This window comes from Planctomycetia bacterium, assembly GCA_034440135.1.
Classification (GTDB): Bacteria; Planctomycetota; Planctomycetia; order Pirellulales; family JALHLM01; genus JALHLM01.
Genome location: JAWXBP010000306.1, coordinates 1 through 10,673 on the forward strand (window position 1 = coordinate 1; position 10,673 = coordinate 10,673).

General features: G+C 61.4%; 11 protein-coding genes. 7 read left to right on the top strand and 4 right to left on the bottom strand.

All coding sequences use genetic code 11. The features are described from left to right. The first annotated feature begins 451 nt into the window (after positions 1-451). From SGJ19_18440 to SGJ19_18455, 4 genes are all read left to right on the top strand, one after another. A complete protein-coding gene (locus tag SGJ19_18440) occupies positions 452-1,510 on the top strand; it encodes a Gfo/Idh/MocA family oxidoreductase (GenBank protein MDZ4782230.1) in 1,059 nt (352 codons plus the stop codon). Between the two features lie 166 nt (positions 1,511-1,676). Beyond that, positions 1,677-2,090 (top strand): MarR family transcriptional regulator, encoded by a 414-nt coding sequence (locus SGJ19_18445; GenBank protein MDZ4782231.1) that lies wholly within the window; start codon positions 1,677-1,679, stop codon positions 2,088-2,090. A 257-nt stretch (positions 2,091-2,347) separates the two neighbouring features. After that, entirely contained in the window at positions 2,348-3,553 is a 1,206-nt protein-coding gene (locus SGJ19_18450) for an alpha/beta hydrolase-fold protein (protein ID MDZ4782232.1), read from the top strand. 435 nt (positions 3,554-3,988) lie between these two features. Further along, positions 3,989-4,408, top strand: a complete 420-nt coding sequence (locus tag SGJ19_18455; GenBank protein ID MDZ4782233.1) for a hypothetical protein — start codon at positions 3,989-3,991, stop codon at positions 4,406-4,408. Here the strand turns inward: SGJ19_18455 and SGJ19_18460 are convergent. Beyond that, the gene (locus SGJ19_18460; protein MDZ4782234.1) at positions 4,390-4,956 is read right to left on the bottom strand and encodes a DUF488 domain-containing protein; all 567 of its coding nucleotides are present in this window, start codon (positions 4,954-4,956) and stop codon (positions 4,390-4,392) included. The genes SGJ19_18455 and SGJ19_18460 overlap by 19 nt on opposite strands. A 343-nt stretch (positions 4,957-5,299) precedes the next feature. Between SGJ19_18460 and SGJ19_18465 the strand changes: the two genes are divergently transcribed. Beyond that, entirely contained in the window at positions 5,300-6,436 is a 1,137-nt protein-coding gene (locus tag SGJ19_18465; GenBank protein MDZ4782235.1) for a DUF1080 domain-containing protein, read from the top strand. Between the two features lie 31 nt (positions 6,437-6,467). After that, positions 6,468-6,755, top strand: coding sequence for a DUF4404 family protein (locus SGJ19_18470; GenBank protein MDZ4782236.1), 288 nt, complete (start codon positions 6,468-6,470; stop codon positions 6,753-6,755). A gap of 73 nt (positions 6,756-6,828) precedes the next feature. Here SGJ19_18470 and SGJ19_18475 read toward each other — a convergent pair whose 3' ends face one another. Beyond that, positions 6,829-7,503, bottom strand: a complete 675-nt coding sequence (locus SGJ19_18475) for an endonuclease III domain-containing protein (GenBank protein ID MDZ4782237.1) — start codon at positions 7,501-7,503, stop codon at positions 6,829-6,831. Between the two features lie 273 nt (positions 7,504-7,776). On the opposite strand from SGJ19_18475, the gene SGJ19_18480 reads away from it, so the two are divergent. After that, entirely contained in the window at positions 7,777-8,316 is a 540-nt protein-coding gene (locus SGJ19_18480; protein ID MDZ4782238.1) for a DUF2617 family protein, read from the top strand. A gap of 132 nt (positions 8,317-8,448) precedes the next feature. Here SGJ19_18480 and SGJ19_18485 read toward each other — a convergent pair whose 3' ends face one another. Both SGJ19_18485 and mutM read right to left on the bottom strand, forming a co-directional pair. Continuing rightward, on the bottom strand, positions 8,449-9,576 hold the full coding sequence (locus tag SGJ19_18485; GenBank protein MDZ4782239.1) for a hypothetical protein: 1,128 nt from the start codon (positions 9,574-9,576) through the stop codon (positions 8,449-8,451). Between the two features lie 61 nt (positions 9,577-9,637). Next, complete coding sequence (gene mutM / locus SGJ19_18490) at positions 9,638-10,504, bottom strand: bifunctional DNA-formamidopyrimidine glycosylase/DNA-(apurinic or apyrimidinic site) lyase (protein ID MDZ4782240.1); 867 nt, start codon at positions 10,502-10,504, stop codon at positions 9,638-9,640. Positions 10,505-10,673 lie beyond the last annotated feature (169 nt).

The following is a 10,673-nucleotide window of genomic DNA, read 5'->3' on the forward strand; positions in this document are numbered from 1 at the left end:
CCGCGATTCGTACCGCCTACGGAAATTAAGTAGACGGCGAGAAATCGCACTGCGTTACGTAGGACTAGACGGCAACACTAAGCGACCGAGAACACTCAAGGCGGCTTGCTCACGCCTTTCCGCGACGTTCGCGGAGAGCAAGATAACGGGTCGAATCCGGTACATGGCTACGGAGGAGTCACTAGCCCCTCGGGCTAGCTACCAATGAATGTTCAACCCCCCCGTTTCGGGCTGCGTACCACTCGTTAGGATTAGCTTATTCAGCGCGCTATCCACTGTCAACTTTAGCGTATGGACGGGCAAATCGCGGCGCATCGTGGCATCACTCAAAGGGGGTATATCCGAACGAGGAGCTTCGTCGTTGCCGCGCGGTTCGTGACCCGTGCAATCGACTTCAACACTACATTCAGAGGCGGATATCCAAGAATTCCGCAGGGGAGCTACCGAACCGATGGCCGAACGACGGATTCGAATCGGATTGCTTGGTTGCGGCGCGGTCGGGAGGTTGCATGCCCAGCGGTTAAAAGCCGACCAGCGCGTGCAGCTCGTCTATGTCGCCGATGCTCACCAGGCCACGGCAGAAATGTTGCGCAGCCAACTCGCGTCGACGGCCGTGGCCACGACCGACGGACTGGCCATGCTGCTCAGCCGACATCCGGTCGACGGCGTCGTCATCTGCACGCCGACCGGACTGCATTTCGACCAGGCGACCGCGGCCCTGGAACGCGGCGTCGATGTGCTTTGCGAGAAGCCGCTTGCGCCGGAGCGGGAACGGATCGCGCGGCTCGCCGAACGTAGCGCAGAACTTGGTCGCATTCTTTCTGTTTCTTATCAGCGCCGGTACATGGCGGCCTATCGCACCGCGCGCCGCGAACTGACCGAGCGCGCCGAGTGGTACGGGCCGCTGCGCGAGATTCATGTCTTTGTCTGCGAGCGCTGGCATCAGACCATCCGCGGCACCTGGCGCGACGACCCAGCGCTCGGCGCCGGCTACTTCGGCGACGCCGGCAGCCATCAGATTGATATCGTTCACTACGTCACCGGCCAGACGGCGCAGCGCGTGTTGGCGTTCAGCGACCAACGCGAGAGCCGTGTGGAAATCGTCACGCGCGCGATCGCGCAGTTTGCCGACGGCGTACAACTCGTTGCGCACTTCGTCGGAGATGCGAATCATTGGCGCGAGGAGATCACCTTCCACTGCCGCGACGCCGACCTGTTGTTGCGCAGCGAGAAGTTTTACGACCCGCATCTGTTCCGCGCGAAGAACAACGCCCTCGAGCCGGTGCCAGACTTGCTGTCGGACAGCGACCCGAATCGCGCGTTCATCGACGCGATTCTCACCCGTGAACCGACGGTGTCGCCAGCGTCTTGCGCGCTCGCCACGCACGACTGGACTGCCGCGGTACTCCGCTCAGCCCGGAGCGGCGCGTGGGCGGAATTGCAGGTGAAATCTGTGGGAGGCGTCTCCGACGCCGATGAATCGTCGCGGATCAGCGAAGCGACCTCATAGGAAGTTACGCGACTACTCCATCGGCGTCGGAGACGCCTCCCACAGTCGGCGACGGATAAGCGGCGCGCAATTCGCCCCAAAAAAATTCTTGCCAACCTGCGAAACCCTGGTTAGACTTCGCGGTTACAACTGGTACGTATACGTCGTAACTGGCGGGGGTGGCGACTTGGACCGGGGACATGAGATCGCGATGGGGCTGCGCCGGGCCTATTGGGCGATGCATCGCCAGGCCGACGCGCAGTTCGCCAAAGGAGGCGTGACGGCGGATCAATTCGTCTTGCTGTCGATCCTCGCCGAAGGAGACCAAATCACCCAGCAGGAGCTCGGTCGACGCGCGTCGTCCGATCCCAATACCATCCGCGCGATGCTGGTGCTGCTGGAGAAGCAGGGTCTCGTCGCGCGACGCCCCCACCCGACCGACGGCCGCGCCCGCAGCGTGACCCTCACCACCAAAGGGCGTAAAACGTATCAACGACTTTGGAAGATCAGCGACCTCATGCGGCAGCAGATCGCCGCACTATTCAAGCAATCAGAAATCACCGCGCTGCTGGACGGACTCAGCCGCATCGCCGAGAGGTAAGAAACACGCTTGGTTTGTCCATAACTTATTTCGGATCAACTAAAACGGCGGGTGCCTGGGGCAGGGGCACTTGTTTCGCGGTCACCATGGTCCAACTTACTGGGGCTTAGTCAAACTGACCAACAAATCGCCACGATGCCCCAGTCGTTTCGACTTGGTCGACTCCATCGACCGCCCCAGCCCCAGGCACCCACGTCGTGTGAATAAACGCAAAACGCCTTTAGCGCCCTCACCCATCGCCGCCCTGGAGTTCGATCATGTCCCTTTCCCGATTCTGGCTCGCGAAACTATTGTTCGCGGCCGTCACATTCTTCGCCCTCTCGGCCGACGCCTTCGCCCAGGAAAAGACTGAGCAGCCCCCTGCCAATCCGCCGCCGCGACGCTTCGGCGGCCCGCGAGGTCCCTACGTGTTATCGCCCGAAGTGCATGAAGATCGCCGCGTCTCATTCCGTATTCATGCGCCCAAGGCGGATGAAGTGCGACTCAACGCCGGCGACATGCCCGGCGACCCCGGCGAGCGCGGGCTTAAGAAAGGCGAAAACGACGTCTGGGAAGTCACGCTCGGGCCGATCGACCCAGGCGCGTATCGCTACACGATCGAAGTGGACGGCGTGAACGTCGTCGATCCGAAAAATCAGAGCGTCAGCGAGTCGAACGGCAACGTCTGGAGCCTCGTCCATGTACCGGGCTCGGACTTCATGGACGCCAAGGGCGTGCCGCACGGCGCCGTGGCCCGCGTAAATTACGACTCGACCGCGCTCGGCCGCACCCGTCGCATGCACATCTACACGCCGCCGGGCTATGAAAACGGCTCCGATAAATACCCGGTGTTCTATCTGCTGCATGGCGCCGGTGACTGCGACGATTCGTGGACCTCGGTCGGCCGCGCGAATTTCATTCTCGACAGCCTGATTGCTTCCGGCAAAGCGAAGCCGATGATCGTCGTGATGCCGGCCGGGCACACTGGCCCGTTCAGCTTCGGCGCGCCGCCGCCCCCATCCACCGATGGCCGTCCCAGCCTCGGCGCCAACGATTTCGAAAGCGATTTCGCCAACGATATCCGTCCCTACATTGAAAAGAATTACCGGGTGCTGACCGATCGCAAGGACCGGGCCATCGCGGGTCTCTCGATGGGAGGCGCGCAGACATTGAACGTCGCGCTCAAGAACATCGACGACTACGCCTACGTCGGCGTGTTTAGCTCCGGCGTCTTTCTGCGCAACGCCGCCGAATGGGAAAAAGAAAACGAAGCCGCCCTCGCCAGCGCGTCCGGCAAGGAAGGCCTGAAACTCCTCTGGCTCAACACCGGCACAGACGATTTCCTCATGCCGCGCACCAAGGAAACCGTCGACCTGTTCAAGAAGCACGGCTTCAACCCGGTCTTCGTCGAAAGCACCGGCGGCCACACGTGGATCAACTGGCGGAATTATCTCAATGAGTTCGCGCCGCAGTTGTTTCAGTAGGGTTGGTTCCGGCTAACCGCAGAGGCGCGGAGACGCAGAGGAAAGAGAGTGTGTTGTAGCACGGTCTCCCGACCGTGCTACCGGCCAGACCGAAGGTCTCCCTAACACGAGCGCGCCGCCTGACGATGCGCCACGGAGACCTTCGGTCGAACAGGTGTCACGGTCAGGAGACCGTGACACAACAAGCTCCCTGCCGGCTACTTCGCCTACGCCACCTACTACCTACTCCACCTACTTCTTTACCACCTCCACCGGTGAATGGGCGGCTCGGCGCGAACGGAATTCGCGTTGGCCGCCCTGTTTTATTTGCTGGCGAACTAACGGTTAATCGCTGAGCACTTTCGGCGGTCAACAGTTGTGGGCCGCATCGTAAGATTTTCGTCGCTACTCCGTCGCTGTCAGCTTTCTCGGCCGCGGCGCCTGCGCATTTGGCAGATGCTCAACCTCACACAAGTGGCAGCGTGGATGCTGTTCTTGGCGTCTTTTGCTTTACCGGTAAGCGACACGCTTGCTATGCCCAATCAAGGGGATACTCCCATGACAGGCTGGCAAACGTTTTGCGGCTCATTCTTACTCGTACACCCGTTTGTCTTGCTTGTCGACCTCCGCGGGCTAATGATTGTTCCAATCGTCGTGGCAATCAATTCCACGATGGCATTTGCACCGCCGCTTGATCTGATGCTTCGCGGACGCCTCAGCGCCATGTGCCCGCTCTACGCGGCGTTTGCGATTGCGGTGTTGTTGATTCCCAAGGATGTGAACGGAAATCTTTTCTTCGGATATTGGGTGTGGTTTCTTTCTATTGTTGCCATGTGCATGATTTCCGCGTTGCGAACCTACGTCGTCGAATGGTAATCCGTGTCGGCGGAGTCGTTCGAAGAACTCGGCGGCGCTTTTTTTGGTAAAACCGATCGTAAAGATTTCCACGTATTGTCCTCGCCGAAGGAAAAGAACGTCTGGGCGCGCTTGGCCGCCGCGGCTTCCGGCGTGATGGTTTCGATCCGCTCGTCGCCGCGGATGTGATGGATCACCACTCCGCGCCGCGACAGCACGCGGCCGACCAGCAGTTGCCGGTGGCAGACTTGCGGATCTTCTTCACTGCACAGGAGTGCGATCCGGTAGTTCGCCATCCCGTTCTCCAGCCGCGCGATGCCGTCCAGAAACAACGACGTTTCCGCCAACTGATAATAGAGCACGCGCCCGTCGTCGTCGTAGAACTCGTTCCCCTCGGGCCGGCCGCCGAGTTCCTTGCCGAGGAACAGATATTTGAAGCCCGTCGCGGTGAGCGCGTCTTCCAGCGGCCGGCGGGTGAAGTGCGGTGAGTAAGCAGAATACGGCTGCGTCCGGGTATCGACCACGACGTCGATCGAGGGTCCCTTAAGCAATTCGAGAAAAGCCTCCAACGAATGATTGGAGTGGCCTAGCGTGTAGATCGATCGCGATGTTGCGTTATCGTTTATACAACACCATTGAATTAAAGCATATCCTGTGGGAGGCGTCTCCGACGCCGATGGAATTGACGTCGAGTTGGCGATCCGAGATTCTCAGCCTGCAAACGGCGTCGGAGACGCCTCCCGCAGCCCTCTTCAAAACATCACGCCGGGCAGGTGCCCTGCGCTTGATTTCAGGGTATCATCAGCGGACGTCCCGAGCAAACGCGCGAACCCCCCACCTCTGAATCTCGGCCGAGCTATGCGATTCTTGCCTTCCGCCCCACGATGGGTTGGCCTAGCACTTTGTCTGCTCATGGCGCGCGGCGCGGTTGGCGCGGAGTTGAACACGCTTTCCCCGGAGGAACTCGCCGAAGGCTGGGTGCTCCTCTTCGACGGCGAATCGCTCTACGGCTGGACGCAGACCTCGCAGGCCGACTGGGAAGTCCGCGACGGCGCGATTCGCGTCACCGAGGGGGAAAAGGGCCTGCTCTGCACGACGAGCGAATTCGCCGACTACGCCTTCAAGTGCGATTTCCGCGCGCCGAAAACGACGAACTCCGGCATCTTTCTCCGCACGCCCCTCGCGCCGACCGAGCCAGCCAAGGATTGTTACGAGCTCAACATCGCCGCGCCGGATTTGAGCCCGTTCTACACCGGCGGTTTTGTGAATCGCCAAAAGGCGTCGACGCCCGCCATCGACACCAGCGACTGGCATAGCTACGAAGTCACGGCCGAAGGTGCGCATCTCGTCGTCAAGATCAACGGCGAAACGGTGCTTGATTACACGGACCCAGCGCCGGTGCCGCGCGGACGGATCGGCTTGCAACTCAACCTGGGCGAAGTCGAGTTCCGCAACATCAAGCTCAAGCCGCTGGGATTGGAATCGATCTTCAATGGGAAAGACCTCACCGGCTGGAAACCGTATCCCGGCAAGGCCAGCGTGTTCTCGGTCACTCCGGCCGGAGAACTCAACGTCAAGAACGGCCCGGGGCAACTCGAAAGCGCCGGGCAATTCGGCGATTTCACGTTACAGCTTGAAGTCTTCTCCAACGGAAAACATCTCAACTCCGGCGTCTTCTTCCGCAGCATCCCGGGCGAAGTGACGCAGGGCTATGAGTGCCAGATTCAGAACGGTTACAAGGACGACGATCGCACGCAACCGACGGACTTCGGCACCGGTGCGTTTTATCGACGCCAAAAAGCCCGTAAGGTGGCGGCCGATGACTTCACCTGGTTCCCCATGACGCTGATCGTCTCCGGCGCTCACATGGCCGCGTGGGTGAACGGCTACCCGGTGAGCGATTGGTCCGACACGCGCCCCGCCAGCGACAACCCACGCGAAGGCCTCCGCCGCGCCGCTGGCACGCTGATCATCCAAGGGCATGACCCGACGACGGATCTCTCATTCCGCAACCTCCGCGCCTCGGAAATGCCCGGTGGCGCGAAGTAGTATTCAAACACACCGCACGTACAATGGATCCATGAGCACCGAAGACCTCGCGAAGTTAAAACAGACCCTCGGCGAACTCCACGCGGAGTTGGAACGCCTCGATCCGGCGGACGCCAACGTGCGCACCATGCTCTCGGAGGCGCTGGAGGAAATCCAGTCGACGTTGCGCCACCAACAAGCCGGCGGCGTGCCCGAGCCATCAAACATTGCGCTCCCCAGCCGGCTGACTACCGCGGCGCGCGAGTTCGAAGAAACGCACCCGCAACTTTCCGGATTGCTGGGCAGTGTGATTGATGCGCTCTCGCGCATGGGGATCTAATCGTAGGTCAGGCTTTCCAGCCTGACGGAAGTAAGTGCGCGTCGTGCCCGTCAGGCTGGAAAGCCTGACCTACTTAATCGAGCGGCGCCGGCTCGTGCGGTCCGCGGGGCGGCAGTAGTTCTTGTAATGGGCAACCTTCGCATTTCGGCTTCGGACCGCAGTGTTCCTTGCCGACTTTGACGAGCAAGGCGTGATATTCGTTGAACAGCGGCGCGGAGCGTTCCAGGCCGGATTCGATGTGGTCCTTGAGTGCGTGATAGTCCGCGTCGTCCTCGATCCACGCGTGCCGTTTGAAAACACGGTGCGTGTAGGTATCGACGACGAACGTCGGGAATTCGCCCGCATAAAGCAGGATTGAATCCGCGGTTTCCGGCCCGACTCCATTCACGCTGAGCAGCAATTCGCGCAAGTCATCCAGCGACAATGAAAACATCTCGTCGAGCGATCCGGAAAACCGCTCGAACAACAGGTCCAAAAGACGTTTGAGCCGCCCCGCTTTGAGCCGATAGTAGCCGGCGGGCCGAATCAGTTCGGCAAGTTCATCCGCGGGCAATCGATGGAGCGCCGCGGCGTCGAGCAGGCCTTCTTCACGCAGGTTTTCGAGGGCCTTGGCGACGTTCGACCAGTGGGTGTTTTGCGTCAGCACCGAGCCGACGATCATTTCGAACGGCGTTTCCGCCGGCCACCAATGTTGCGGGCCGTAGGCCGCGAACAAACGCTGATAGGCTTCCTCGACATTGCCGCTCATGCGCGCATCGTACCGCATTTGTCGGCGCGATCGACAGCGGTCTTGCGGAGAACGTGAGCGCGCAATCGTTCTCGCGAGCGATCCTTGAACTCGACGATTGGCACTTGTCAAGTGCGGATTGAAGAATGTTTTCTTGCTGTCGACCTCACCCTGAAAACTCCCTTGGTGTCGTTGGCTTGGCTTGCGTATAATGCGACTCGTGGTAGTGACGTACTCCACGTGTGGCGGCGCGTCGCACGCCTTTGATAAGCGCAGACAGTTCGAGGACTACTCGTGTTATCGGTTCGGCCCAAGGTCGCGGAATTGGTCTTCAATCTCTATGGACGTGCACTGCATCCAGAGTTGTTCGAGGTGCACACCACCCGGACCGTCCAGCGGGGCGACTACGAGGCCACGATCAGCATCACGAGCGCTGGCCATGTCGTCACGTGGCGCTATCATGGCATCACGCTGACCGAGGTGGCCACGGCCGCCCATCATCCGTTGCCAGTGCGCCGGCGGATCATGAATTACCGGCTCAATGGCGACCGCACCGAGCAGATGGAATGCCGGGGGGGCGCCACTTACGCAATGAATTTCTCGTTGGAACCGGTCGATCCCCGGATGTTTTACCTGTTCCAGCAGGAGCTCTGCCACGATAGCAAGCGCCGCGGCATGCTCCACCGCTTCGATTCCAGCGGCCGGATGGCCCTCGGAGCGTTGAGCTATATCAATGTCGAACACCGTAATAAGCAGCTCACCATCCAGGCCTTCCACACCTTCCCGGACGACTACGCGATCGTCAAAACGCAGTCGACGTTCCAGGTGCCGTAAGCAGGCGGCTGTGAACAGCACGACAGCGCGTTTCGAGATAAGCCCAGGGAAGGCCCTCTAAGTCGATCTTATCAGCGTCGACTTCTGCGGCCTTCCCTGGGCTTAAGCGTTGCTAGCAGTTTCGTCGCAGCGCTATTCTTGCCTTCCGCGCAGTTCCGTCGACGAAATATCCGCGCGGAATTCTGCTTCCGCCACTTCGCGGCAAAGTCTTTCCAACGCCGGCGGCAACTCCATGTCGGCGAGCGTTTCGAATCGATCGCCCTGCTTGCGGCCGAACACCAGAAATCCGCAGCCCAGCCGCGCCAGTTCCCCGATCGCCGCATCGCGCGCCGGAACACTGTCGCCGTAGTACCTCGCCTCGCCGATACGGACGACCGTATCCAGCCCGACCACGAATGTCGCGCCGGGTAACTGCCTGGCTTTTTCCACAAATGTCGGCGCGGCGGTGAGCCAAACCGGCTCATCTTTGCGGAACTGCACGAGCCGATCTTCGATTTCCGTGAAGGCGAGCGGCGGCTTGTCGACGTTGCGGACCGATAGTTCGTACTGGATCGGCCGCCCGAGCTTGCGCCGCGCGACCTCCGCCATGCCGCGGTGTCCGTCATGGATCGGGTGGAACGCGCCCGGGAACAACGCCGGCGCCTCACGTGTCGCCGGCCCAACACCGACCGGCGCGCCATCGCCAAACACGAGTTCGCTCCAAGCGCGAGGTGCCGTCGTGCGTCGCTCCACTATGTTTTCCGAAGCTCGAAGTGGCATTTCCAGTCGATCCGAAATGCCCGCGCCGTCGGCGATCGCATTCAAGACGAGATCCGCGACCAGCGCTTCTTCCTCCGCGCGGCTTCGGGCTCCCTTCTCCAATTCCAGCGAGAACGTAACGGTGGCATCGATCGATTGCCACGCCACATGCGCCCGATGCGCTCCGCGTTTCGGCCGGTCGCTGGCTAGACTCGCCGTGCAACCGACGCCGAACAAGCGCGATGTGAGTCCTTCGGCCGCGGCGTATTCCCGCGCGCGAGCCAGGCTGGCCATGGCCATCAAACGTGCAGTCGCCGGCTCGCAATAATGCTCCGGCGCGGCGCGCAACCAAGCCCGCAGCGCCGCCGGGGAATAAGGAACCGCCGCTCCGAGCACGCTCCGCGAAGCCCCCGGCACCGTCAGCAGCCGGCCCATCGCGATCGACCCACCGCCCGTCGCCGCAAGGACAAACGCCGCGCCGGAATCGTGAATCCGCGAGATGAACTCCACATCGTCAGCCATGGCAACTATTCTGACGCGGCCGACCAACATCCGCCACTCATCCCCTCTGCGCCTCCGCGGTTCAACGAGGTCGTCGCTTGATTCCCACAGCGCGTTTCGGTTGGCACGCGGGGCAGAAGAACGTCGAGCGTTGCGCCTGGACGATGCGGACAATTTCTGCTTCGCCGCAGGTACGGCATTGCTTCTCGGCGCGATCATACACGCGGTGCTCGTTCTGATACCCGCCGGCCTTGTTAAGGGCGTTGCGGTAGGTGCCGTCGGACAACGTCGAACCTTCGTACAGGATCGCCTCGTGCAGCACCTTGACCATCGCGATGTGAACCTGTTCCCACTGAATGCGCGTGACTTGGTCGCACCGCCGCGCGGGATGAACTCGCGCCAGATGCAGAATCTCCGACGCATACAAATTGCCGATGCCGGCCACGGCGCGCTGGTCCAGGAGCGCGACCTTGATCGCCCGGCGGCTTGCGCAAAGCCGCTCGCGCAGATCGGTCGACGTGATCTCCAAGGCGTCGGGCCCCAGCATTTCCGGCCCGAGGCGCTCCTCGAATTCGCCGACGGTCATCAACCGCACCGTTCCAAGCCCGCGCCGGTCCCAGTACATCAAGTGCGACACGGGTCCGCCGCGCAGCGAAAGGCGCAACCGCAGGTGTTCCTGATTCGGCGGCTCGGCCACCAGCACCAGCCCCGTCATCCGCGGTTCGATCACCAGCCGGTGTTCGCCGGAGAGATCCAGCACGACGCGCTTGCCGGCGCGGGAAAGTCCAATGATCCGCTTCCCTCGCAGCCGCCGGCAAAACTTCGGCCACTCCGGGGCAATGGTGATCGGCTGGTAATCCGGCGCGAAGCGTTCGACGTCGCCGATCACACTTCCCAACACCGCGGCGATCCCCCGCCGCATCGTTTCGACTTCCGGCAACTCCGGCATGGGCTGGGCCTCCGTGCTACTAACGTTTCAAGTTTTCGTTTGCCGCGCAACTAATTTCGCGGCGGCCGTCGTAGGTCAGGCTTTCCAGCCTGACACCGGTTACCGCACTGTCGCACGAAATAGGCGCCTGCAGAGTCAGGCTGGAAAGCCTGACCTACAAAGTCGGGCG